The sequence below is a fragment of the Streptomyces sp. MK7 genome, from assembly GCF_032658145.1.
Classification (GTDB): Bacteria; Actinomycetota; Actinomycetes; order Streptomycetales; family Streptomycetaceae; genus Streptomyces; species Streptomyces spiralis.
This window is the reverse complement of record NZ_JAVACL010000009.1, coordinates 95640-120183: the sequence shown is the minus strand read 5'-3', so window position 1 is coordinate 120183 and position 24544 is coordinate 95640. Positions and strand designations below refer to the sequence as shown.

General features: G+C 71.6%; 17 protein-coding genes. 4 read left to right on the top strand and 13 right to left on the bottom strand.

Annotated features, from left to right (window positions below):
• Window positions 1-65: 65 nt before the first annotated feature.
• From R2S09_RS13690 to R2S09_RS13675, 4 genes are all read right to left on the bottom strand, one after another.
• On the bottom strand, window positions 66-1109 hold the full coding sequence (locus R2S09_RS13690) for a 3-isopropylmalate dehydrogenase (RefSeq protein WP_316741203.1): 1044 nt from the start codon (window positions 1107-1109) through the stop codon (window positions 66-68).
• 76 nt (window positions 1110-1185) lie between these two features.
• The gene (locus tag R2S09_RS13685; RefSeq protein ID WP_107473529.1) at window positions 1186-1317 is read right to left on the bottom strand and encodes a hypothetical protein; all 132 of its coding nucleotides are present in this window, start codon (window positions 1315-1317) and stop codon (window positions 1186-1188) included.
• A 328-nt stretch (window positions 1318-1645) separates the two neighbouring features.
• Complete coding sequence (gene pruA, locus R2S09_RS13680) at window positions 1646-3277, bottom strand: L-glutamate gamma-semialdehyde dehydrogenase (RefSeq protein WP_316741201.1); 1632 nt, start codon at window positions 3275-3277, stop codon at window positions 1646-1648.
• Window positions 3278-3328: 51 nt separating this feature from the next.
• On the bottom strand, window positions 3329-4255 hold the full coding sequence (locus tag R2S09_RS13675) for a proline dehydrogenase family protein (RefSeq protein WP_316741200.1): 927 nt from the start codon (window positions 4253-4255) through the stop codon (window positions 3329-3331).
• Window positions 4256-4416: 161 nt separating this feature from the next.
• Between R2S09_RS13675 and R2S09_RS13670 the strand changes: the two genes are divergently transcribed.
• Window positions 4417-5607: a CdaR family transcriptional regulator gene (locus tag R2S09_RS13670; protein ID WP_306188232.1), complete on the top strand. Its 1191-nt coding sequence runs from the start codon at window positions 4417-4419 to the stop codon at window positions 5605-5607.
• Here R2S09_RS13670 and R2S09_RS13665 read toward each other — a convergent pair whose 3' ends face one another.
• Window positions 5608-6237 carry a TetR/AcrR family transcriptional regulator gene (locus R2S09_RS13665; protein ID WP_306188230.1) on the bottom strand — a complete coding sequence of 210 codons (630 nt, stop codon included), beginning with the start codon at window positions 6235-6237 and terminating at the stop codon, window positions 5608-5610.
• A gap of 96 nt (window positions 6238-6333) precedes the next feature.
• On the opposite strand from R2S09_RS13665, the gene R2S09_RS13660 reads away from it, so the two are divergent.
• Window positions 6334-7908, top strand: a complete 1575-nt coding sequence (locus R2S09_RS13660; protein WP_316741199.1) for an MFS transporter — start codon at window positions 6334-6336, stop codon at window positions 7906-7908.
• 73 nt (window positions 7909-7981) lie between these two features.
• Here the strand turns inward: R2S09_RS13660 and serA are convergent, their stop codons facing one another.
• The 6 genes from serA to R2S09_RS13630 all read right to left on the bottom strand — a co-directional run bounded on the left by serA (window position 7982) and on the right by R2S09_RS13630 (window position 18348).
• Window positions 7982-9571, bottom strand: a complete 1590-nt coding sequence (serA, locus tag R2S09_RS13655; RefSeq protein WP_306188226.1) for a phosphoglycerate dehydrogenase — start codon at window positions 9569-9571, stop codon at window positions 7982-7984.
• Window positions 9572-9853: 282 nt separating this feature from the next.
• A complete protein-coding gene (gene ilvC, locus R2S09_RS13650; protein ID WP_306188224.1) occupies window positions 9854-10852 on the bottom strand; it encodes a ketol-acid reductoisomerase in 999 nt (332 codons plus the stop codon).
• A 119-nt stretch (window positions 10853-10971) separates the two neighbouring features.
• Complete coding sequence (ilvN, locus tag R2S09_RS13645; RefSeq protein ID WP_030179423.1) at window positions 10972-11499, bottom strand: acetolactate synthase small subunit; 528 nt, start codon at window positions 11497-11499, stop codon at window positions 10972-10974.
• Window positions 11500-11533: 34 nt separating this feature from the next.
• Complete coding sequence (locus R2S09_RS13640) at window positions 11534-13384, bottom strand: acetolactate synthase large subunit (protein WP_306188221.1); 1851 nt, start codon at window positions 13382-13384, stop codon at window positions 11534-11536.
• Between the two features lie 267 nt (window positions 13385-13651).
• Window positions 13652-16939: an EAL domain-containing protein gene (locus R2S09_RS13635; RefSeq protein ID WP_316741198.1), complete on the bottom strand. Its 3288-nt coding sequence runs from the start codon at window positions 16937-16939 to the stop codon at window positions 13652-13654.
• Between the two features lie 446 nt (window positions 16940-17385).
• Complete coding sequence (locus R2S09_RS13630; protein ID WP_306188218.1) at window positions 17386-18348, bottom strand: 2-hydroxyacid dehydrogenase; 963 nt, start codon at window positions 18346-18348, stop codon at window positions 17386-17388.
• Between the two features lie 78 nt (window positions 18349-18426).
• On the opposite strand from R2S09_RS13630, the gene R2S09_RS13625 reads away from it, so the two are divergent.
• On the top strand, window positions 18427-19425 hold the full coding sequence (locus R2S09_RS13625) for an aldo/keto reductase (protein WP_316741197.1): 999 nt from the start codon (window positions 18427-18429) through the stop codon (window positions 19423-19425).
• A 334-nt stretch (window positions 19426-19759) separates the two neighbouring features.
• Window positions 19760-20917: a sorbosone dehydrogenase family protein gene (locus R2S09_RS13620; RefSeq protein ID WP_306188214.1), complete on the top strand. Its 1158-nt coding sequence runs from the start codon at window positions 19760-19762 to the stop codon at window positions 20915-20917.
• A gap of 246 nt (window positions 20918-21163) precedes the next feature.
• Here the strand turns inward: R2S09_RS13620 and R2S09_RS13615 are convergent, their stop codons facing one another.
• Complete coding sequence (locus tag R2S09_RS13615; protein ID WP_316741195.1) at window positions 21164-21358, bottom strand: DUF6191 domain-containing protein; 195 nt, start codon at window positions 21356-21358, stop codon at window positions 21164-21166.
• Between the two features lie 31 nt (window positions 21359-21389).
• Window positions 21390-24440 carry an AAA family ATPase gene (locus R2S09_RS13610; RefSeq protein ID WP_316741326.1) on the bottom strand — a complete coding sequence of 1017 codons (3051 nt, stop codon included), beginning with the start codon at window positions 24438-24440 and terminating at the stop codon, window positions 21390-21392.
• Window positions 24441-24544 lie beyond the last annotated feature (104 nt).

The following is a 24544-nucleotide window of genomic DNA, read 5'->3' as shown; positions in this document are numbered from 1 at the left end:
GGGGAAGCCGCCGGGCCCGGATGCGACCCGACGGCTTCGAAGGTTCTTCGAGTGGCGCGGCGGGGTCAGCCGGCTACTCGTACGGCGAGCGCGTCACCGATCTCGGAGGTGCTGCGCGCGGGCAGCCCACCGCGCTCCGCGAGGTCGGCGGAGACGGCGTCCTCGATCCGGGTCGCCTCCGCGTCGTAGCCGAGGTGGCGCAGCAGCAGGGCGACGGAGAGGACCGTGGCGGTCGGGTCGGCCTTGCCCTGGCCTGCGATGTCCGGGGCCGAGCCGTGGACCGGCTCGAACATGGACGGGAACTCGCGGCTCGGGTTGATGTTGCCGGAGGCCGCGACGCCGATGCCGCCGGAGACGGCCGCGGCGAGGTCGGTGATGATGTCGCCGAAGAGGTTGTCGGTGACGATGACGTCGAAGCGCTCGGGCTGGGTGACCAGGTAGATGGTGGCCGCGTCGACGTGGATGTACTCGGTGGTGACCTCGGGGTACTCCTCGGCCACCTTGTTGAAGATGTCGGTCCACAGGTGTCCCGCGAAGGTCAGGACGTTGTTCTTGTGGACCAGCGTGAGCTTCTTGCGGGGGCGGGCCTCGGCGCGGGCGAAGGCGTCGCGGACCACGCGCTCGACACCGAAGGCCGTGTTCACGGAGACCTCGGTGGCGACCTCGTGCTCGGTGCCCTTGCGGATGGTGCCGCCGTTGCCCGTGTACGGGCCCTCGGTGCCCTCGCGGACGACGACGAAGTCGATCTTCGGGTCGCCGGCGAGCGGGGTGGCGACACCCGGCAGGAGTTTGCTCGGGCGCAGGTTGACGTGGTGGTCGAAGGCGAAGCGGAGCTTGAGCAGGAAGCCGCGCTCCAGGACGCCGGACGGCACCGACGGGTCGCCGATCGCGCCGAGCAGGATGGCGTCGTGCGCCTTCAGGGCCTCGAGGTCGGCGTCGGTGAGGGTCTCACCGGTGGCGTGGTAGCGCCGGGCGCCGAAGTCGTACTCCCTGGTCTCCAGCTTCACATCCTGCGGGAGGACGGCGGTCAGGACCTTCAGACCCTCGGCCACGACTTCCTGGCCGATGCCGTCACCGGGAATCACTGCGAGATCGATGCTGCGAGACATGCCGGCACCCTACTCCTCGTCCCGAGAGATGACACACGACGTCCGCCATATGGACCGGCGGCCGGGGTGGGCCGGCTCAGTGGCCGGTCTCGCCCCCGTTGTCGCGGCGGTCGAGGGCACGCTGGAGGGCTGCGGCGGCGTTCTTGCGGTCGGACTCGCTCATGCGGGTGACGTGACGGACGCGGCGGCGGACGGTCGTCTCGGCCATGGTGAATCGACTCCTTCGGGAAAGCGCGGAGTGCGCAGGCGGAGGGATTTACGAGACGCCGGAGTGGGCGGGGAGCGGCGCCGCAGGGGTGTCCTGCACAGGGCCCGGCTCACGACCGCCATTCGCTGGATCGAGCGGTGACGTTCGGCTTCTACAAAGCTATGCGAGGACGGCCCGGCTGTCTCCACAATTACTCGGACTTCCTACTATCTGAGACAGCCGCTCGGCCCCCCGACTCTGACCTGGGGTTTTCGCCGGACATGGCACCGCCCCCGGCCGGAGGGGTGCTTCCGGACCGGGGGCGGGGTTCGCGGGTTCCGCGCGGGGGTCAGCCCATGTGCGGGTAGGTGTAGTCGGTCGGCGGGACCAGGGTCTCCTTGATGGCGCGGGTCAGGGTCCAGCGCATCAGGTTCTGCGGGGCGCCGGCCTTGTCGTTGGTGCCGGAGGCGCGGCCGCCGCCGAACGGCTGCTGGCCGACCACGGCGCCGGTCGACTTGTCGTTGATGTAGAAGTTGCCGGCCGCGTAGCGCAGCTTCTCCATCGTGTACGCCGCCGCGGCGCGGTCGTTCGCGATGACCGAACCCGTGAGGGCGTAGTCCGACACCGACTCCATCTGGGTCAGCATCTCGTCGTAACGGTCGTCCTCGTAGACGTGCACCGCGAGGATCGGGCCGAAGTACTCGGTCGTGAAGACCTCGTTCTCCGGGTCGGTGCACTCGATGACGGTCGGGCGGACGAAGTAGCCGACCGAGTCGTCGTAGGTGCCGCCCGCGACGATCGTGCAGGACGGGTCCGCCTTGGCACGGTCGATCGCGGCCTTGTTCTTCGCGAAGGAGCGCTCGTCGATGACCGCGCCCATGAAGTTGGCCAGGTCGGTGACGTCACCCATGGTCAGGTAGTCGACCTCGGCGGCGAACTCCTCCTTGAAGCCGGAGTTCCAGACGGAGGCCGGGATGTACGCCCGGGAGGTGGCCGAGCACTTCTGGCCCTGGTACTCGAAGGCACCGCGGGTCAGGGCGGTCTTCAGCACCGCGCGGTCGGCGCTCGGGTGGGCCACCAGGAAGTCCTTGCCGCCGGTCTCGCCGACCAGACGCGGGTAGGAGCGGTACTTCTCGATGTTGTTGCCGACCGTCTTCCACAGGTACTGGAAGGTCCTGGTCGAACCGGTGAAGTGGATGCCGGCCAGGTCGCGGTGGTTCAGGGCGACCTCGGAGACCTCGATGCCGTCACCGGTGAGGAGGTTGATGACGCCGTTGGGCAGGCCCGCCTCCTCCAGCAGCTTCATGAGCAGGACGGCCGCGTGGGTCTGGGTCGGGGACGGCTTCCAGATCACCACGTTGCCCATCAGCGCGGGCGCGGTCGGCAGGTTGGCCGCGATCGCCGAGAAGTTGAACGGCGTGATCGCGTAGACGAAGCCCTCCAGCGGGCGGTGGTCCATGCGGTTCCACACGCCCGGGGAGTTGGCCGGGGGCTGCTCGGCCAGGATCTGGCGGGCGTAGTGGACGTTGAAGCGCCAGAAGTCGACCAGCTCGCAGGGGCTGTCGATCTCGGCCTGCTGGGCGGTCTTGGACTGGCCGAGCATGGTGGAGGCGGCGATTGTCTCGCGCCACGGGCCGGCCAGCAGCTCGGCGGCGCGCAGGATGATCGCGGCGCGGTCGTCGAAGGACATCGCGCGCCAGGCCGGGGCCGCGGCCAGGGCCGCGTCGATGGCGTCCTGGGCGTCCTGCTTGCCGGCGTTGCGGTAGGTGCCGAGGACGGCCTTGTGGTTGTGCGGCTGGACGACCTCGAAGGCCTCACCGCCGCCCATGCGCTTCTCGCCGCCGATGGTGCAGGGCAGGTCGACCGGGTTCTCGGCCAGCTCCTTGAGCTTGGCCTCCAGCCGGGCGCGTTCGGGCGAACCGGGGGCGTAGCCGTGCACCGGCTCGTTGACGGGCGTGGGGACCTGGGTCACAGCGTCCATGGTTTCCGTAACTCCTTGACTTGAGCGGTGGGTCGGGCGTGGGGTGCGGGCTCAGCCCTTGCTGACCATCGAACGGACGAAGAAGCGCAGGTTCGCCGGCTTCTCGGCCAGGCGCCGCATGAAGTAGCCGTACCAGTCGGTGCCGTAGGCGGTGTAGACGCGCATCCGGTGGCCCTCGGCGGCCAGCCGCAGGTGCTCGTCGCCGCGGATGCCGTACAGCATCTGGAACTCGTACTCGTCGAGCTTGCGGCCGGCGCCGCGGGCCAGTTCCTGCGCGATGGAGATCAGACGCGGGTCGTGGGACCCGACCATCGGGTAGCCGTCGCCCTCCATGAGGGTGCGCAGGATCCGGACGTACGCCTTGTCGATCTCGTGCTTGTTCTGGTACGCGACCTCGGCGGGCTCCTTGTAGGCGCCCTTCACCAACCGTACGCGGCTGCCGCAAGCGGCGAGGCGGCGCGCGTCGGCCTCGGTGCGGAAGAGGTAGGCCTGGATGACGCAGCCGGTCTGCGGGAAGTCCTTCCGCAGCTCCTCGTGGATGGCGAACATCGAGTCGAGGGTGGTGTGGTCCTCCGCGTCCAGGGTGACCGTGGTGCCGACCGCGGCCGCGGCCTCGACGACCGGGCGGACGTTCGCGAGCGCCAGCTCGTGGCCGTCGGGCAGCGCTTGGCCGAACATGGACAGCTTCACGGACATCTCGACCTTCGGGCCGAGCTGAAGGTCCTTGAGGCGGTCGATCAGCAGCAGGTAGGCGTCGCGGGCGGCGGTGGCCTGCTCGGGAGTGGTGATGTCCTCGCCGACCACGTCCATGGTCAGCTCCAGGCCCCGGCCGGTCAGCTCCGCGATGATGGGAACGACGTCGTCCACGGTCTCGCCGGGGATGAAGCGGTCGACGACCTGCTTGGTCACCGGGGCCGCCGAGATCAGGCGTCGCATCCGGTCGCTGCGCGACGCGGCAAGAATCACGGGACCCAGCACGGGGCACCTCCACCACACTCAAAGAAGGCCGAAACCCGACCATTCGGGGACGGCACGGAGAACCACCGTGAAAGTTAAGGATCCCTCCGATCGTCTGCCATCGACAGCTGTCACGCATCCGTGGACCCGATCTCAGACAGATGTATGAAGGCCCTGCGCAAATGAGGGAGAATGCCCGAGTGACGGCCGATTACAAAGGTGACTACCAGGAGCTGGTCGACGAGATCTCGGAGCTGCTCGGCGCGCCGGCCACGCTGGAGAACCGGGACTTCGTGCTGATCGCCTTCGGCGCCTACGCCAGCGAGGAGGACCTGGATCCCTCGGCCCTGGACCCGGTGCGCACCCGTTCGATCCTCACGCGCCGCTCCACGGCCGCGGTCCGCCACTGGTTCGAGGGCTTCGGCATCACCCGGGCCACGGGCCCGGTCAGGATCCCGCCGACCCCCGAGGCGGGCGTGTACCGGGGGCGGATCTGCCTTCCGGTACGCCATCGGGGTGTCGTCCTCGGCTATGTCTGGCTCCTGGACCACGATCCGGGGCCGACCGAGCAGCAGCTGTCGGCGGCGATGCGGGTGACCGCGCGGATCGGCGCGCTGCTCGCGGACGAGGCGCAGCACGGCGCCGACCTCACCCGGGAGCTGCGCGCCGTGCTGACCGCGGAGCGGGGCTGGCCGCGGGATGCAGCGGTGGCGGAGCTGCGCACGGCCCTGGGTGTGCGTGCGGACGGCCCGCACACGGTGGTCTGCGTGGCGCCCTGGCCCTCGGCGGACCCCGACGACGCTCCCTCGGTGCGCACCCTGCCGGGCGCGACGGCGCTGTGCGCGGTGCCCTGGGGCACCACGGCCCGGTGCCTGGCACTGCTGGTGCGGCTGCGCTCGGCCGACACGCTGACCCCCGCGGTGTCGGCGGCGACGCGGCTGCTGGAACGGGCGGGCGGGGGCGCGGTGGCCGGTGGGATCGCCGCCGGCCGGACGGGGCTGGCCGAGCTGGGCAGCGCCTGGGCGGAGGCGTCGGCCGCCGCGCGGGCCGCGCTGGCGGAGCCGCGTCTGGGTCCGGTCGCCGAGTGGGCGTCGATCGGCCCGTTCCGCCTGCTCACCGCATTGCCGCCGGAGGTCGCGCAGGACCCCGCCGTACGCGCTCTGCTCTCCCCCGCCCACCAGGAGCTGGCCCGCACCGCCGAGATCTTCCTGGACTGCGCGGGCCAGGCCGGCCGGGCCGCCGCCGAGCTGGGCATCCACCGCCAGACGCTCTACTACCGGCTGTCCCGGGTGGAACAGCTGACCGGCCTGGACCTGGACGACGGCGAGGACCGGCTGCTGCTGCACATGGCCCTCAAGGCGGGCCGGCTGTAGTCAGCTCTTCCCGGCGGACTCCGCCGCCTCCTTCCGGGCCCGCTCGGCTCCCGCGATCACCCGGCGCAGCCCCTCGGTGAGCCGGTCGGCGTCGGTCGCCGAGTCCGGGTCGAAGAGCCACTGCACCATGAGTCCGTTGAGCAGGGTCTGGTAGAAGCGGCCCTCCGTGTCGACGGTCTCCTTGTCGAGCTCCCTCTCCGGGACGCCGGTGAACATCGAGACCAGTCCGGAACGCCCCTCCTGCTGGGCCTCGCCCAGCAGTCGGCGCACCTCCGGCATCCGGTCGCCCTGGAAGATGAGTTCGAAGCTCAGCAGCCAGATGGCCCGCGACTCGGGTACCGAGCGGATGACGCTCGCCCACACGTCCCGGAAGCGCTCCAGCGACCCGGAGGGCGCCGTCGTCTCGCCGCCCGCGCCCCAGCCGGGGCCTGAAGCCATGGTCTCTCCCACGCCCTCGATCAACGACACGTACGCCTGTGCCAGCAGCGCGTCCTTCGAGCCGTAGTGGTAGCCGATGGACGCGAGGTTGGTCCCCGACGCCTTGACGACGTCCCGCGCGGTCGTGCGCAGGAAGCCCTTCTCCAGCAGGCAGCGCTTCGCGCCTTCCAGCAGATCCTCACGATGTCCCATGCGATCAGCCTACCCGCGATCCATACAATCGTCCTAGACGAGTGACTTATACATTAGTCCTAGACGATCGTATAAGACGTGTGTACATTCCTTGGCATGACGAACTCGACGAGCACCACCACCACCGCGGTCCCTCGCGCCGGCCGCCGTGAATGGACCGCCCTCGGCGTGCTGATGCTGCCGCTGCTGCTGGTCTCGATGGACGTCTCGGTCCTCTACTTCGCGATCCCCGCGATCAGCGCGGACCTGGAGCCGAGCGGCACCCAGCAGCTGTGGATCTTCGACATCTACGCGTTCGTCCTGGCCGGTCTGCTGATGACGATGGGCTCGCTCGGCGACCGCGTCGGCCGCCGCCGGCTGCTGCTGATCGGGGCCGCCGCCTTCGGCGCCGCCTCGCTGACGGCCGCGTACGCGAACAGCGCCGAGACCCTGATCGCCGCCCGCGCGGTCCTCGGCATCGGCGGCGCCACCCTGATGCCCTCGACGATGGCGCTGGTCCGAACGATGTTCACCGACCCCGCCCAGCGGGCGAAGGCCATCGGCATCTGGTCCGGTGTGATGACCGGCGGCATCGCGCTCGGCTCGGTGCTGAGCGGCGTCCTGGTGCAGTACTTCTGGTGGGGCTCGGTCTTCCTGGTCAACCTGCCCGCGATGGCGCTGCTGCTGGTGCTGGGCCCGGTCCTGCTGCCCGAGTCGAAGAACCCCGAGCCCGGCCGTTTCGACCTGCTCAGCGTGCCGCTGTCGATGGCGGCGGTGCTCCCGGTGATCTACGGTCTGAAGGAGATCCCGTCCGAGGGAGTGCACCCGCTCTACGTCGTCTCGATCGCCGTCGGCCTGCTCTTCGCGGCCCTCTTCGTCCACCGCCAGCGCACGGCGGCCGCCCCGATGATCTCCCCGGCCCTGTTCCGCGGCCGCGGCTTCGCCCCCGCGATCGTCCTGAACCTCGTCTCCGCGTTCGCGATGATGGGCTCGGCCTTCTTCACCACGCAGTACCTGCAGTCGGTGCTCGGCAAGAGCGCGCTGGAGGCGGCCCTGTGGGCGCTGCTGCCCTCGGTCCCGATCGGAATGGCGGCCCCGGCGGCGACGCGGCTGGTGCAGAAGGGCGTCAACCGGGCGTACGTCGTCGCCGCGGGCTTCGTGATCGCCGCGACCGGCTACGCGATGCTCGCCCTGGCCGGCACGGACTCGCTGGTGCTGGTGCTGGTCGCGTGCGGCGTCCTGGCCTGCGGCATCGTGATGGTGATGTCCCAGATGACCGACCTGGCGCTGGGCGCGGCCCCGGTGGAGCGGGCGGGTGCGGCCTCGTCCCTGCTGGAGACCGGCCAGGAGTTCGGCGGCGCGCTCGGCATGGCGGTGCTCGGCTCCATCGGTACGGCGATCTACCGCCACGAGATCCCGTCCGCCGCCCCGGCCCCGGCCCACGAGACCCTCGGTGGTGCGCTCGCCGCCGCCGGACGGCTCCCGGGACGTGCGGGCGAGGCCCTGGTGACGGCGGCACGGGCGGCGTTCACCGACGGGATGCGGGGCGCGGCGATCGCGGCCGCGGCGGTGCTGGTCGTCGCGGCGATCGCGGCGGCGGCGACCTTGCGCCGGGTCCACGTGCGCGAGACCGCGCAGGTGGCGGAGCTGGAGGCGGCCGGGACCGGGGCGGCGGTGGAGTCGGTGGCCTGACGGCCACTGCTGGCACGCGGAACGCCGGGCGGGCTACATCACGTAGCCCGCCCGGCGTTCCGTGTACGGCAACCTAGACGAGGTTCACCGAACGGGCCGACGTCGCCCCGATCTCAGCGGCGACCTCCGCGAGAACGTTGGACGGCACCGTGTCGTCCACGGTGAGCACCGCCAGCGCCTCGCCGCCCGCCGTCGAGCGGGCGACCTGCATGCCGGCGATGTTGATGCCGGCCTCGCCGATGACGCGGCCGACCGTGCCGACGACACCGGGGCGGTCCTCGTAGCGCAGGACGACCATGTGGTCGGCGAGCGCCAGGTCCACGTCGTAGTCGCCGACCGCGACGATCTTCTGCACGTGCTTCGGGCCGGCCAGCGTGCCGGAGACCGAGACCTCCTCGCCGTCGGCGAGGGTGCCGCGCACGGTGACGACGTTGCGGTGGTCGGCCGACTCCGAGCTGGTGGTCAGGCGGACTTCGACACCGCGCTCCTGTGCGAACAGCGGCGCGTTGACATAGGAGACCGTCTCGTCGACGACGTCCTCGAAGACGCCCTTGAGCGCGGAGAGCTCCAGCACCTTCACGTCGTGCTGGGTGATCTCGCCGTAGACCTCGACGTCGAGGCGGACCGCGACCTCGCCCGCGAGGGCGGTGAAGATGCGGCCGAGGTGCTCGGCGAGCGGCAGGCCCGGCTTGACGTCCTCGGCGATGACACCGCCCTGGACGTTCACCGCGTCCGGCACGAGCTCACCGGCCAGCGCGAGGCGCACGGACTTGGCGACCGCGATGCCCGCCTTCTCCTGGGCCTCGTCGGTGGAGGCACCCAGGTGCGGGGTGCAGACCACCTGGTCGAACTCGAACAGCGGGGAGTCCGTGCACGGCTCCTTGGCGTACACGTCCAGGCCCGCGCCCGCGACCCGGCCCTCCTTGAGCGCCGAGTACAGCGCCTCCTCGTCGACGATCCCGCCGCGCGCGGCGTTGACGATGCGCACGCTCGGCTTGACCTTGCGCAGCGCCTCGTCGCCGATCAGGCCGAGGGTCTCGGGGGTCTTCGGGAGGTGGACGGTGATGAAGTCGGAGACCTCCAGCAACTCGTCCAGGGTCAGCACCTTGACGCCCATCTGCGCGGCCCGCGCCGGCTGCACGTAGGGGTCGTAGGCGACGACCTTCATGCCGAAGGCGGACATGCGCTGGGCGACCAGGGCACCGATGCGGCCGAGGCCGACGACACCGAGGGTCTTCTCGGCCAGCTCCACACCCGTGTACTTGCTGCGCTTCCACTCGCCGTTCTTCAGCGCGGCGTTGGCCTGCGGGATGTTGCGGGCGGTGGCGAGGATGAGGCCGCAGGCCAGCTCGGCGGCGGTCACGATGTTGGAGGTCGGGGCGTTGACGACCATCACGCCGGCCTTCGTGGCGGCGGAGACGTCGACGTTGTCCAGGCCGACGCCGGCGCGGGCGACGACCTTGAGCTTGTTCGCCGCGGCGATCGCCTCCGCGTCGACCTTGGTGGCCGAGCGGATCAGGATCGCGTCCACGTCGGCGATGGCGGGGAGCAGTTCGGCCCGGTCGGCGCCGTTGCAGTGCCGGATCTCGAAGTCCGGGCCGAGCGCGTCGACGGTGGCGGGCGACAGCTCTTCAGCGATGAGTACGACAGGTTTCGAGCTCACGTGAGTCCTCACAAGTCCAATGCATGCGGACGGCCGTCCCGACGGCCGCAGGCGGAGGAGGGGTGCTAGCCGCGTGGAAGACGCACGACGCTGTGGGCCTGACGCGTTGTTGTGCAGCAGTGTAGTGGCGCCGCGTGCGTCGCATTACGCCGCTGCGGAAGGATCACCCGTCCGTGGCTGGACGGGGTGGACAACGCCGCGAGTCCACCAGTGACTCACGACGTTACTCCGGGTTCGGCAAAAGGGGCCGGAGCGTCCGCTCCGACCCCTCCGCCACGAGGCTTACGCCTCCTCGTTCACCCAGCTCATGAGCTTGCGCAGCTCCTTGCCGGTGGTCTCCAGCAGGTGCTCGGAGTCCTGCTTCTTGTACTCGTTGTACTTCTTCAGGCCGCCGTGGTACTCGTCCATCCAGTTCCGGGCGAACGAGCCGTCCTGGATCTCCGCCAGGACCTTCTTCATCTCGGCCTTGGTGGCGTCGGTGATGATGCGCGGGCCGGTGACGTAGTCGCCCCACTCGGCGGTCTCGGAGATCGACCAGCGCATCTTCTCCAGGCCGCCCTCGTACATGAGGTCGACGATCAGCTTCAGCTCGTGCAGGCACTCGAAGTAGGCGATCTCCGGCTGGTAGCCCGCCTCGACCAGGGTCTCGAAGCCGGCCTTCACCAGGGCGGCGGTGCCACCGCACAGCACGGCCTGCTCACCGAACAGGTCGGTCTCGGTCTCCTCGGTGAAGGTGGTCTTGATGACGCCGGCGCGGGTGCCGCCGATGCCCTTGGCGTAGGACAGGGCCAGCGCGAAGGCGCCCCCGGAGGCGTCCTGCTCGACGGCCACGATGCACGGAACGCCGCGGCCCTCCTCGTACTGACGGCGCACCAGGTGGCCCGGGCCCTTCGGCGCGACCATGCAGACGTCCACGCCGGCCGGGGGCTTGATGAAGCCGTAGCGGATGTTCAGGCCGTGGCCGAAGAACAGCGCGTCGCCGTCCTTCAGGTTCGGGGCGATGGACTCCTCGTAGACCTGGGCCTGGATCGGGTCCGGGACCAGGATCATGATGACGTCGGCCTCGGCGGCGGCCTCCGCCGGGGTGACCACGCGCAGGCCCTGCTCCTCGGCCTTGGCCTTGGACTTCGAGCCCTCGTGCAGACCGACCCGGACGTCGACACCGGAGTCGCGCAGCGACAGGGCGTGGGCGTGGCCCTGGCTGCCATAGCCGATGACCGCGACCTTGCGGCCCTGGATGATGGACAGGTCGGCGTCAGCGTCGTAGAACAGCTCGGCCACTTTGGGTTCTCTCCTTGGTATGCAGGTTGTGCGTCCCACCGTATGCCGGTGAGGGGACGGGAAGTTCCGGGGTCTCGGTATACGGGCGGCCGGTGTCCCCCGACCGCCCGAATACGCCGCTAAGCCGACCGGTCGAGGGCGCGCAGCGACCGGTCCGTGATCGAGCGGGCGCCGCGGCCGATCGCGATCGTGCCGGACTGGACCAGCTCCTTGATGCCGAACGGCTCCAGCATCTTCAGCATGGCCGACAGCTTGTCGCTGGACCCGGTGGCCTCGACGGTCACCGCGTCCGGGGAGACGTCGACGGTCTTGGCGCGGAACAGCTGGACGATCTCGACGATCTGGGAGCGCGTCTCGTTGTCGGCGCGCACCTTCACCAGGACGAGTTCGCGCTGCACCGCCTGGGACGGCTCCAGCTCGACGATCTTGAGCACGTTGACGAGCTTGTTGAGCTGCTTGGTCACCTGTTCCAGCGGCAGGTCCTCGACGCTCACCACGATGGTGATGCGGGAGATGTCCGGGTGTTCGGTGACGCCGACCGCGAGCGAGTCGATGTTGAAGCCGCGGCGGGAGAACAGGGCGGCGATCCGGGCGAGGATGCCGGGGGTGTTCTCGACCAGGACCGAGAGCGTGTGCTTGGTGGACATGACGGTCGTACCTTCCTGAAGTCCTCGGTGGCTCTCAGTCGTCCTCGTTGTCGCCGAAGTCGGGGCGGACGTCACGGGCGGCCATGATCTCGTCGTTGGAGGTGCCGGCGGCGACCATCGGCCAGACCATCGCGTCCTCGTGGACGATGAAGTCGACGACGACCGGGCGGTCGTTGACGGAGTTGGCCTCCTCGATGACCTTGTCCAGGTCCTCGGGCCGCTCGCAGCGGATCGCGTAGCAGCCCATGGCCTCCGACAGCTTCACGAAGTCGGGGACCCGGGTGCCCCTGGCCTCGGGGTTGACGTCCTCCGGTCCGGAGTGCAGGACCGTGTTGGAGTACCGCTGGTTGTAGAACAGGGTCTGCCACTGGCGGACCATTCCGAGGGCGCCGTTGTTGATGACGGCGACCTTGATCGGGATGTTGTTCAGGGCGCAGGTGGTGAGCTCCTGGTTGGTCATCTGGAAGCAGCCGTCGCCGTCGATCGCCCAGACGGTCTGCCCGGGCTGTCCGGCCTTGGCGCCCATGGCGGCCGGCACGGCGTAGCCCATGGTTCCGGCGCCGCCGGAGTTCAGCCAGGTGGCGGGCTTGTCGTACTGGATGAAGTGCGCGGCCCACATCTGGTGCTGGCCGACGCCCGCCGCGAAGATCGTGCCCTCGGGGGCGAGCTGTCCGATGCGCTCGATGACCGCCTGCGGGGACAGCGAGCCGTCCTCGGGCTGGTCGTAGCCGAGCGGGTAGGTGTCGCGCCAGCGGCCGAGGTCCTTCCACCAGGCGCTGTAGTCGCCCTTGTGGCCCTCGCTGTGCTCCTTCTGGACGGCCTGGATCAGGTCGGCGATGACCTCGCGGGCGTCGCCGACGATCGGCACGTCGGCGGCGCGGTTCTTGCCGATCTCGGCGGGGTCGATGTCGGCGTGGACGATCTTGGCGTACGGGGCGAAGCTGTCCAGCTTGCCGGTGACGCGGTCGTCGAAGCGGGCTCCGAGGGCGACGATCAGGTCGGCCTTCTGCAGCGCGGTGACGGCGGTGACCGCACCGTGCATGCCCGGCATTCCCACGTGCAGCGGGTGGCTGTCGGGGAACGCGCCGAGCCCCATCAGGGTGGTGGTGACGGGCGCTCCGGTGAGTTCGGCCAGCACCTTCAGCTCGGCGGTGGCCTTGGCCTTCAGGACGCCGCCGCCGACGTAGAGGACGGGGCGCCTGGCGGCGGTGATGAGCTTGGCGGCCTCGCGGATCTGCTTGGCGTGCGGCTTGGTGACGGGCCGGTAGCCGGGCAGGTCCATGACGGGCGGCCAGGAGAAGATGGTCTTCGCCTGGAGGGCGTCCTTGGCGATGTCCACGAGGACCGGGCCGGGACGGCCGGTGGAAGCGATGTGGAACGCCTCGGCGATCACCCGGGGGATGTCCTCGGCCTTGGTGACCAGGAAGTTGTGCTTGGTGATCGGCATGGTGATGCCGACGATGTCCGCCTCCTGGAAGGCGTCCGTGCCGATCGAGGAGGACGCCACCTGGCCGGTGATGGCGACCAGCGGGACGGAGTCCATGTGGGCGTCGGCGATCGGCGTGACCAGGTTGGTGGCGCCGGGGCCCGAGGTGGCCATGCAGACGCCGACCTTGCCGGTGGCCTGCGCGTAGCCGGTGGCCGCGTGGCCGGCGCCCTGCTCGTGCCGGACCAGGACGTGGCGCACCCTCGTCGAGTCCATCAGCGGGTCGTAGGCGGGAAGGATCGCACCGCCGGGAATGCCGAATACGGTGTCGGCGCCGACCTCCTCGAGAGAGCGGATGAGGGACTGCGCACCCGTGACGTGCTCGACGGGCGCGGACTGCTGTCCTGAGGAACGGGGCCGCGGCTGCGGATGGTGGGCCCCGGAGGCCTGCTCGGTCATCGGCATTCTCTTCTCGATGCTGAGGTTCTGCGAGGGTTCGGGTGTCGGCTTTCGCCAGGTTCGCACGGTTCAGGGCTGCTGTGCGGCAGGTGCCCGTGCAACAAAAAACCCCTCGTGCCGTGAGGCAAGCGAGGGGAGCGCGCCGGTGAGGGTCGCTGGGGATTCCGGGTCATCTCTCCGGTGGTTCCCAGCTCAGCCGACGCGCTGTCCAAGTACGAGAATTCGGGTGCGCATGGCACTGACCCTCCCCCTAGCACGCACTCGGTGTCAAGTGGGTGGGACGGGAGTCTCATCATGTGGTCGAAGGGTTGTCCCGCCCCCGAGGACGGCGGTCATCCCGCCGGTGTACATGCCGGTGCCCCTTTCCACGGCGCGCTCACCGCGCACGCCGCCGGCGAAGGCCGGTTCGGCCGGGCCGTGCGGCACCGGGTAGCGGCCGGAGGCGAGCGCCCGGCGCAACCGGTACTCGTCCAGCGGGCCGGAGAACGCCATGCCCTGTCCCTGAGTGCACCCCATCGCGCGCAGGACGGCGACCTGCTCGGGCAGGTCCACGCCCTCGGCCAGCGACTGGAGCCCGAGGTCTCCGGCGATGCGCAGCAGGCCGCCGGTGATCTTGTGCAGCCGGGCGGACTCGACGACGCCCTCGACCAGGCCGCGGTCGAGCTTCAGCACGTCCACGGGGAGTCTTCTGAGGGCCGTGATGGCCCCGTGGCCGCTGCCGAAGCCGTCCAGCGCGATCCGGACACCGAGCCGTCTGAGGCCGGCCAGCCGCCGCTCCAGCTCGTCCAGGGAGACCCGCGGGTCGGTGTCCGACAGCTCGATCACCAGGGCCCCTGAGGGCAGCCCGTGCCGGGTCAGCAGGGCCTCCACGGTGCCGGGCGGCAGCGAGCGGTCCACCAGTCGGCGGGCGCCCACCCGGACCACCACGGACACGGCCAGACCGCTCCGGGCGCGCTCGGCGGCCTGCTCCACGGCCTCCTCCAGCATCCAGCGGCCCAGTTCGGCCGTCTTGTCGCCGTCCTCGGCGACCCGCAGGAACTCGGCGGGCGTGAAGAGCACCCCCTGGGAGGAGCGCCAGCGCGCCTGCGCCACGACCGACGTGATCCGGCCGGTCTCCAGGCAGACCACCGGCTGGTGCAGCAGCGTGAACTCGCCGTCGTGCAGGGCGGACCTGAGCCGGCCGGCCAGCTCCGCCTTGCGGACGACGTCCTGCTGCATCTGCGGCCTGTACAGCTCGACGCGGCCCTTTCCGGCCGCCTTGGCCCGGTACATGGCCAGGTCGGCGTTGCGCAGCAACTCCCCCGCGCCCAGTCCCGGCTCCGCGAAGGCCACCCCGATGGAGGCGGCGACACGGACATCGTTGCCGTCGATGAGGTACGGCTGCGACAGGGTCACCCTGAGGCGGTCGGCGAGCTCCAGGATGTGCCCTTCGCGGGCGGTGCGGTCGCGGGTGCCGTCCCCGACGATGAGGGCCGCGAACTCGTCGCCGCCCAGCCGGGAGGCGGTGTCCCCGTGCCGGACCGCCTCCTGGAGCCTGCGGGCGGCCTGGACGAGCAGCTCGTCCCCGGCCTGGTGCCCGATCGTGTCGTTGACGGCCTTGAAGCCGTCCAGGTCGATGAAGAGCACGGCGGTGCCGCGGTCGGTGGAGCGGCGGCCGGACAGGGCCTGCTGCACGCGCTTGGTGAACAGCGCGCGGTTGGGCAGGTCGGTGAGCGGGTCGTGCTCGGCGTTGTGCTGCAGCTGCGCCTGGAGGCGGACCCTCTCGGTGACGTCCCGGCTGTTGAAGATCAGGCCGCCGTGGTGGCGGTTGATCGTCGACTCGACGTTCAGCCAGCCGCCGTCGCCGGAGCGGAAACGGCACTCGATGCGCGTGGTGGGTTCCTCCTGCGGGCCGGCGACGAGGAAGCGGCGCACCTCGTGCACGACGCAGCCCAGGTCCTCCGGGTGGATGAGGCCGGCCAGTTCGGTGCCCACCAGTTCCTCCGCGGGCCGCCCGTACACCCCGGCGGCGGCCGGGGAGACGTACCTCAGGACGCCGTTGGGTGCGGCGATCATGATGACGTCGCTGGAGCCCTGCACCAGGGAGCGGAAGTGGTTCTCCTTCTGGGCCAGTTCCTGGGTGAGGGTGATGTTGTCGAGCAGCATGATGCCCTGGCGCACGACGAGGGCGAGCACGACGGCACCGGCGGTGATCAGCACCACGCGGTCGACGCTGTGGCCGTTGAGCACGTTGTAGAGGATCCCCAGCGTGCAGACGGCGGCGGCGAGGTACGGGGTGAGGGCGGCGAGGGAGCCGGTGATCGGCCGGGCGGCCGGATACCGGAGGCCGTCGCCGGCCGGCGCGGGCGCCCGGCGGTAGCGGGCGCGCGGGGCCGGGCGCCGTCCGGGCGTCCCGTCGTCCGCCGCGCGCGCGTGCCTGTCGGCTGGGACGGCCTGGGCGTCGGCCGCCGGGGCGTGTCCGTCGGCGGCGGGGGTGTGTCCGTCCGCGGCGGAAGCGGGACCGGTGTCGGCCCCGGGGGCCTGTCCGTCGGCCACGCGCGCGTGGCCCGTGAGGTCCTCGGTCCGCTGCCCGGCGGCCTCGCGCCCGTGGGGCTCGTGCGCGTGGGCCTCGTGCCCGTCGGCGGTGTGTCCCAAGGACTCCGGGGACTTGCGCCGGGCGGTTCCCGGCCGGTGGTCCGTCTCGTGCTGTTCGGCGGCTGCCGAGGGACCCCGGGGCGCGACCCAGGGGGCGTATGCGAGGAGCAGCGAGCCGGCGAACCAGCCCGCGTCGAGCAGCTGCCCCGAGCGGTAGCTGTTGTGCAGCAGCGGCGAGGTGAACAGGGCGTCGCTCAGCACGGTCAGGGCGAGTCCGCCGATCGCGGTGTTCACGGCGGTGCGGTTGACCGGCGAGCGCCGGAAGTGCAGCGCGAGCACCATGCTGACCAGAGCGATGTCCAGCAGCGGATACGCCAGCGAGAGTGCGGTGTGCGCGACGCTCGGCCCGTCGAACTTCGCGGCCTGGGCCAGTGCGAGACTCCAGGACAGCGTGAGCAGCGAGCCTCCGATCAGCCAGGCGTCCAGCGCCAGGCACACCCAGCCGGCCTTGTTCACCGGCCGCTTGGCGAGCACCAGCAGGCCGACGATCGCGGGGGGCGCGAAGCAGAGGAAGAACAGGTCGGCGTAGCTGGGGCTGGGCATGGGCTCGCCGAGGACGACCTCGTACCACCCCCAGACCCCGTTGCCCAGGGCCGCCATCGCCGAGGAGAGGCCGAACAGCAGCCACGCGGAGCGGAAGCGGACGCGACGCCCGCGGCCGTACGCGACGCAGGAGACGGCGGCGGTGCCGGCCGCGGCGGCCAGCCCGAAGTCACCCATGATCAGCGCGAGCTCGTGCGAGCCCCAGTCGCAGGCGGAGCCGATGGCGTACCCCGCGCACAACAGCGCCAGGAGGAGCTGGGGCACCAGTCTCCGGGCGGTGCCGGCGGCGGCCGGCGGGCGGGCCCGCAGCGCGCTCGGCGCGGACTGGGGCCGCAGGGCTCCGCCCAGCGTGGGCAGGGCGGGCGGGGGCGGGCTCACCGGTCCCTCCCGGTCCGCGCCGCCGGGTCCCGGGGCTCCAGGTGCGCCGTGTGGGCGTGCCTGCGGCGTCCGCCCGGCCTGCGGTGCTGGTGGTGACTGTGCGGGCAGTGCCGGCTGGAACGACTGCTGAGATGGCTGTGATGGGTGTGGTGGCCGCCGTGGTGGCCGCGTCTGCGCGCGGCCGTGTGCCAGGGCCTTTGGTGGCGGCCCCGCCGCGTCGGATCGTTCGTCCATAGGCCGTGCATCGCCCGTCGCCCCCCTCGCAGTCTGAAATGTCCGTCCCCGGCGCCGAACGGTTCGCGGCGCAGCCCCTGTCCCGGACGATACACCAGACCGGTCACTCAGGGACATAGCTCCTCTACGCTCCGTGACGAACGGCGCGTATGCGAGTACGCTCCGCACCCGAAGGGTCGCGGTCCGTACCCGGAGGGGTCATACGCCCGGTGTCACACGCCCGACGCACCCGTCGTCAGAATCACGTTCGCGAGCGGCTCCTGGTTCACGAAGCGGTGCAACTGGCCCGTCAGCAGCCGCTTCGCGCGCGGCAGGAACGCCGATGTCGGGCCGCCCACGTGCGGGCTGATCAGCACACCGGGCGCGTGCCACAAGGGGTGGCCGTGGGGCAGCGGCTCGGGGTCGGTGACGTCGAGAGCCGCGGTGAGACGGCCGCTCTCCACCTCCGCCAGCAGGGCCTTCGTGTCGACGACGGCCCCGCGGGCGACGTTCACGAGCAGGGCACCGTCCTTCATCCGGGCCAGGAAATCGGCGTTCACCAGGCCGCGGGTGGCCTCTGTCAAGGGCGTGGAGAGGACGACGACATCGGCTTCCGGAAGCAGAGAGGGCAGATCGGTGAGCGGATGCACCGGACCGCGCGCTGTGGTGCGCCCGGAGCGCGCCACGCGCGCCACCCGCGCGAGCTCGAAGGGCGCGAGCCGGTCCTCGATGGCGGCGCCGATGGATCCGTAACCGACGATGAGGACGGTCTTGTCGGCGAGCGCGGGGCGGAAACCCCCCTGCCACTCGCCCCGGTCCTGGGCCCGTACGAAGTCGGGGATGCCCCGCAGGGAGGCGAGGACGAGCGCCAGGGTGAGCTCGGCCGTGCTCGCCTCGTGCACGCCGCGCGCGTTGCACAGCCGTACCCCCGCCGGGAGGTCCTTCAGGCCGGCCTCCACGTGGTCGGTGCCGGCGGACAGCGTCTGTACGACCCGCACGGCGCGCATGCGGGGCATCGGCCGCGTGCCGAGCCCGGCGGGCTTCATGTACGGCACGACGTAGAAGACGCAGTCGGCCGGGTCCGCGGGGAACTCCTGGCCGCCGTCGTCGCCTCCGTCCCAGAACAGGTAGTTCAGCCCCTCGGGAAGCCCGTCGATCTCGTCGGGCGGGATGGGCAGCCACACGTCAGCAGTCATGCTCAGGAGGCTATGCCAGGTGCGTGAGGAGGCAGACGTTAGGTTGGTGAGCCGCAGCAGAGGGAGGGTTACGGCGAGGTGGAGCGCAGGACGATCGGCGCGGCGGCACTCGCGGTGGGGGCCGTAGGACTCGGATGCATGCCGATGAGCTGGGCCTACAGCGCCTCGCGGCAGCGGGGGGAGGAGTCGCTCAGGGCCGTGCACCGGGCACTGGACATGGGCGCGACGCTCCTGGACACGGCCGACATGTACGGCCCGTTCACCAACGAGTTGCTGGTGGGGCGGGTGTTGAAGGAGCGACGGTCCGACGCCTTCGTCTCGACGAAGGCGGGTCTGCTGGTCGGCGAGCAGCACATCGTGGCCAACGGCCGCCCCGGCTATGTGCGGCGTGCCTGCGACGCGTCGCTGCGGCGGCTGCAGACGGACGTGATCGACCTGTACCAGTTGCACCGCGCGGACCCGGAGGTCCCCGTCGAGGAGACCTGGGGGGCGATGGCGGAGCTGGTGCGGGCCGGGAAGGTGCGGGCGCTGGGCCTGTGCGCCGTGGGGGCGCGCGGCGGACGCCGGTCCGGGGCGCGCCTGTACGACGGAACGATCCGGCAGCTGGAGCGGGTGCAGCAGGTGTTCCCGGTCGGCGCGGTGCAGGCCGAGCTGTCGGTGTGGTCGCCGGAGGCGCTTCGGTCCCTGCTCCCGTGGTGCGCGGCGCGCGGCATCGGCTTCCTGGCCGCGATGCCGCTCGGCAACGGCTTCCTGACCGGCACGCTCACGCCCGGCCAGGGCTTCGAGCCGGACGACCTGCGGGCCCGCCACCCGCGCTTCACCGCCGAGATGATGGCCGCCAACCAGCCGATCGTGGCCGGCCTGCGGCGTGTGGCCGCACGGCACGGCGAGGACGTCACTGCGGGCCAGGTCGCTCTGGCCTGGGTGCTGGCCCAGGGGCCGCACGTGGTCCCGGTCCCGGGCGCCAAACGCGAGCGCTGGGTCGTGGAGAACGCCGGCGCGGCGGGCCTGCGCCTGACGCCGGAGGACCTGGCGGAGCTGGGGCGTCTTCCGGCGGCACAGGGGTCGTGGGACTGAGGGGTCCTTGCACTATGAGCGTCCGATCAGGTCGCGTGGTCTGGCGCTGGGGGTACCTCCCACGCCGTTCGGGCAGTGGGGGAGCATCGCAAGGCGCCGGAGCGTCCTGGTAGCGGAGCTACCTGGGCGTTTCGGCAACGCGGCGAGGTGCGGTGCCAGGCCGCGCGACCCGGGCGGGCATAGTGCAAGGACCCCTGAGAGACCGGGCCGGTCCGGGATCCTCGTGGGGACCCGTACGGCGCTCCCGGGGAGCGTCGGAATCCCGGAGTCGGGAACCTTGGAGGCGCGGGCGGTGTATGAGAAGTAGGACCCGCCGCGTCGAAGGGACTTCATCGTGCAACGACGAGCTGTGACGGGTGTGCTGGCCGCCACGCTGCTGTTGGCGGCGGGATGCGGCTCGGGAGGGACGCCGTCCGGGCAGGGTGCGACGCCCAGCCGTACGACGGCCGCCCAGTCCTCGCCCGCAGGGCAGGCACCCGGGGAGACCGCGCCACCGGCCAAGGGCTCGGTCAAGGTGCTGCGCACGGTCACGGAGGGCCTGGACAGCCCCTGGGGGCTGGCGCCGCTGCCCGGCGGCGGTCTCCTCGTCTCCTCCCGCGACAAGGCCACGATCACCCGGGTCGACGACAGGACGGGCAAGCAGACCGAACTGGGCACGGTCTCCGGGGTGGCGCCGGAGGGCGAGGGCGGCCTCCTCGGGATCGCGCTCTCCCCCGGCTACGCCTCGGACCACATGATCTACGCCTACTTCACCTCGGCGTCGGACAACCGCATCGTCCGGATGCTGTACGACCCGAAGAAGCCGGCCGGAGAACAGCTCGGCGCACCCGACACGATCTTCAAGGGCATCCCCAAGGGAGTCATCCACAACGGCGGCCGGATCGCCTTCGGACCCGACGGCATGCTCTACGCGGGCACGGGCGAGAGCGGCGAGCGGGGCCTGGCCCAGGACAAGAAGTCCCTGGGCGGCAAGATCCTGCGGCTGACCCCGGAGGGCCGGCCGGCGCCGGGCAACCCCTTCCCCGGCTCCCCCGTCTACACCTACGGCCACCGCAATGTGCAGGGCCTGGCCTGGGACGGCAAACAGCGCCTGTTCGCCTCCGAGTTCGGCCAGGACACCTGGGACGAGCTGAACGCGATCAAGCCCGGCGACAACTACGGCTGGCCGGACGCGGAGGGCAGGTCGAGCGACCCGAAGTACCACAACCCGATCGCCCAGTGGCACACGGACCAGGCCTCCCCCAGCGGCGTCGCCTACGCCGAGGGCTCCATCTGGATGGCCGGGCTCAGGGGCCGGCGCCTGTGGCGCATCCCTCTGAAGGGCACACAGGCCTCGGCGCCGCCCCAGGCGTTCCTGACGGACACCTACGGCCGGCTGCGCACGGTGGCCGCGGCCGGGGGCGACAAGCTCTGGCTGGTCACCAGCAACACGGACGGCCGCGGCAACCCGAAGAAGGGCGACGACAGGATCCTGGAGGTGGAGGTGAAGTAGGGCGTGTTTCGAAAGCAGCGTCGTCCGCCCGAAGGGCGGGGCCCGCGGCGTCTGGTGCTGGGGGCACCTCCCACGCCGTTGAGGCAGTGGGGGAGCATCGCAAGGCGGAGGGTCGTCCGCGTACTGGGCGTACGTGGACGACCCCGACAACGCGGCGAGGTGCCGTGCCAGGCGTCGCGGGCCTGGGGTCACCTCCCGGCCGAAGGCCGGGGGAGGGTCTTTCGAAACACGCCCTACCCCCCGAACTCACTCGTCGTCGGGCTCGGCCTCGCCGCGGGCCGTCCTGGGCGGCCGTACGACGACCTTCCCCGAGGCGAGATCGATGGGTCCCCGCCCCGGATCGTTGTCCCCGACGTCCTCCCGGGTCAGTTCCAGCCGTTTCTGTTCGTCCCGGGTGTGCTTACGGCCGGGCGCGAAGAGTTCCTCGAAGATGTTGAACACGGTGGCCCCTCCCTGCTGTCCACCGTACGGCTCACCCCGCCGTCGGGACAGTGAGCGTGTCCTGCGGAAACAGCTCCATCCGGTGCGCCACGGCCGCCGCCTCGCCGCGGCCGGAGACGCCGAGCTTGCCGAGGATGTTCGAGACGTGGACGCTCGCCGTCTTGGGGGAGATGAACAGTTCCTCGGCTATCTGGCGGTTGGTGCGGCCCAGCGCGACCAGGCGCAGCACGTCACGCTCCCGGCTGGTGAGGCCGAGGGACTCGGCGGGGTCGGCCGGGGCGAGTCGCCGCTGCGGGGCATGGGTCAGGGACAGACGGGCGCGCTGGGCGAGCAGGGCCACGGAGTCGGCCAGCGGGCGGGCACGCAGGTGCTCGGCGACGGCGTGGGCCAGGCGGAGCAGCTCCGCGGCGCGCTCCCGCTCGTCCTCGCCGGAGTGCAGCAGGGACTCGGCCAGTCGGAAGCGGACCCGGGCGAGGTCGTAGGGGCGCTCCAGGGTCTCGAAGGCGGCGACGATCTCGGCCCAGTCGTCGGTGCGGCCGTGGCCCTCGGCCCGCAGCAGCTCGGCGCGCACCCAGCGTTCGTACGCCTGCCAGACGGGCACCTTGGCGGCCAGCGTCCTGGTGGCCTGCCGGATGTGGTCGAGGACGGCGGGGCGGCCGGGGTCGGCGGCGGACAGCCCGACCGCGCGGACCTCCATGGTGGCGGCGGTGAGCAGCAGGGGCCAGCCGTAGCGCTGGGTTCCGGGTGGGAAGCCGGTCTCCAGGACGCCTTCGAGTTCGGCGCGGGCGTCCAGCAGGCGGCCCTCGCCCGCCGCGACGGCGATCGAGATGCGGCTCAGGGGCAGGGCGTGCTGCGGAGCGTGGTCGTACTTGCCGAAATTCTCCCGGGCGGCGGCCAGTTGACGCGCCGCCTCGGGCAGGTCACCGCGGGCGAGGGCCAGTTCGGCCCTGTTCTTGGCGTGGAAGGCACTCGGTTTGGCGCTCTGGCCGACCCGTTCCGAACGGGTCGCCGCCTCGGCCGCCTCGTCCCAGCGGCCCAGGCTGTACAGGGATTCGGCGAGGTTGCCCCAGACCCAGGCCTCGTGGTCCAGCAGGCCATGTCCCTGCGTATAGGCGAGCCCCTGCTCCAGCAGCGGCACCGCGTCGCGGGACCGCCCGACGGCCTCCAGCTCGGACGGCAGGTTCACGAAGGAGCGGCCGGCCACGGCGGAGATCCCGTCCTCCACCGTGCACCGGTTCACCTCGTACATCTCGGCGAGCCCCGCCTCGACGTCCCCGGCGTCCACCATGAGTCCGCCCAGGGTGAGCCGCGCGGTCATCTCGATCTCGCGGGCCCCGACCATGCGCGCGTACTCCACGGCGCGCTCGGCGGCCGAGAAGGCCTCGGGGCCGGGCACGTGGACCATCGACCAGTTGGCGACGTGGGCCAGCACCTCGGCGTGCACCTCCGAGGGCGGCAGCCCGCGCACCAGCTCCTGGGCCGTGGCCAGTTCGCGCCAGCCGTCGCCGTGGGACTTCAGCTGGACCAGCCGGGAGCGCTGGACCCAGAACCAGGCGGCCCGGAGCGGGTCGTGCTCCTCGTCCAGCAGGCGCAGCGCCCGCTTGGTGATCTTCAGGGCGCGTTCCCGCTCGCCGCAGAGGCGGCCGGCGACGGCTGCTTCCGCCATCAGATCGAGGTAGCGCAGGGGTGTGGTCGCCGGGTCGCAGCCACAGGGAGGGTAGACCTCGGTGTAGTCCACCGGCCGCAGCCGGGACCGCACGTCCTCCGGGGCGGCGTCCCACAGCTCCATCGCCCGCTCCAGCAGCCTGAGTTGCTCGCTGTAGGCGTGCCGGGCGCGGGCCGTGACGGAGGCGTCCAGGACGGCGGGCAGGGCCTTGGCCGGGTCGTGGGCGTGGTACCAGTAGCTGGCCAGCCGCATGACGCGCTGGTCGGCGGGGACGAGCGTCGGATCGGCCTCCAGGGCCTCGGCGTAGCGGCGGTTGAGGCGGGAGCGTTCGCCGGGCAGCAGGTCGTCGCTGACGGCCTCGCGGACCAGGGAGTGCCGGAAGCGGTAGCCGTCGCCGGTGCGTGCGGCGACGAGGATGTTGACGTTGACGGCGGCCCGCAGCGCCTCGATGAGGTCGTCCTCGGCGAGCCGGGCCACGGCCGCCAGCAGCTGGTACTCGACGGTGGAGCCGCCCTCGGCGACGATCCGGACGACCCGCTGGGCGGACTCGGGCAGTGCCTCGACGCGCACGAGGAGCAGGTCGCGCAGGGAGTCGCTGAGGGCGGCGCAGCCCTCGGCGGCGCAGCAGGCGAGCTCCTCGACGAAGAAGGCGTTGCCGTCGGAGCGTTCGAAGATGTCGTCGACCTGGGCGGGGGCCGGTTCGGCGGCGATGATGCCGGCGATCTGGCGGCCGACCTCCTGGCGGGTGAAGCGGGCGAGTTCGACGCGGCGGACCGTGCGCAGCCGGTCGAGTTCGGCGAGCAGGGGGCGCAGCGGGTGACGGCGGTGGATGTCGTCGGAGCGGTAGCTGGCCAGGACGACCAGGCGGCCGGTGCGCAGGGTGCGGAAGAGGTAGGCCAGGAGGTGACGGGTGGAGGCGTCGGCCCAGTGCAGGTCCTCCAGGGCGAGGACCACGGTGCGGTCGGCGGCGACCTGCTCCAGCAGGCGGGCGGTGAGTTCGAACAGGCGGGCCATGCCGTCCTCGTCATGCCGGCCCGCGCCGCGCGTGACGGGCTGCTCGCCCAGTTCGGGCAGCAGCCGGGCGAGCTCCTCCTCCTGTCCGGCGGCCGCGGCGGCGAGTTCGTCGGGCACCTCCCGGCGCAGGGCGCGCAGGGCGGTGGAGAAGGGCGCGAACGGCAGTCCGTCCGCGCCGATCTCCACACAGCCGCCGACCGCGACGACGGCGCCCCGGCGGGCGGCGGCAGCGGCGAACTCCTCGATCAGCCGGGTCTTGCCGACACCGGCCTCGCCGCCGAGCAGCAGCGCCTGCGGCTCTCCCCCGGCCGCGTGGGCGAGAGCGTCGTGCAGCGTGTCCAACTCGTTCGCGCGGCCCACGAACACCGGACTGACGGACCTGGTCTCCACGGTCCCGAGCATCGCATGCGGGTCTGACAGCGCGGCACCGTTTTTCGGCTGGGCGATGCGGGCGGCGCCCGGCGGAAGGGCCCGGCCGCCCCCCGTGGAGCCGGTGGCCCCCCGCT

What these genes read in the sequence shown, in the direction of transcription:
- R2S09_RS13610 (WP_316741326.1), bottom strand. Translation starts at nt 24,440, where the DNA reads ATGCTCGGGACCGTGGAGACCAGGTCCGTCAGTCCGGTGTTCGTGGGC.
- R2S09_RS13640 (WP_306188221.1), bottom strand. Translation starts at nt 13,384, where the DNA reads ATGACCGAGCAGGCCTCCGGGGCCCACCATCCGCAGCCGCGGCCCCGT.
- pruA (WP_316741201.1), bottom strand. Translation starts at nt 3,277, where the DNA reads ATGGACGCTGTGACCCAGGTCCCCACGCCCGTCAACGAGCCGGTGCAC.
- R2S09_RS13665 (WP_306188230.1), bottom strand. Translation starts at nt 6,237, where the DNA reads ATGGGACATCGTGAGGATCTGCTGGAAGGCGCGAAGCGCTGCCTGCTG.
- R2S09_RS13630 (WP_306188218.1), bottom strand. Translation starts at nt 18,348, where the DNA reads ATGACTGCTGACGTGTGGCTGCCCATCCCGCCCGACGAGATCGACGGG.
- ilvN (WP_030179423.1), bottom strand. Translation starts at nt 11,499, where the DNA reads ATGTCCACCAAGCACACGCTCTCGGTCCTGGTCGAGAACACCCCCGGC.
- R2S09_RS13685 (WP_107473529.1), bottom strand. Translation starts at nt 1,317, where the DNA reads ATGGCCGAGACGACCGTCCGCCGCCGCGTCCGTCACGTCACCCGCATG.
- R2S09_RS13690 (WP_316741203.1), bottom strand. Translation starts at nt 1,109, where the DNA reads ATGTCTCGCAGCATCGATCTCGCAGTGATTCCCGGTGACGGCATCGGC.
- R2S09_RS13670 (WP_306188232.1), top strand. Translation starts at nt 4,417, where the DNA reads ATGAGGGAGAATGCCCGAGTGACGGCCGATTACAAAGGTGACTACCAG.
- R2S09_RS13660 (WP_316741199.1), top strand. Translation starts at nt 6,334, where the DNA reads ATGACGAACTCGACGAGCACCACCACCACCGCGGTCCCTCGCGCCGGC.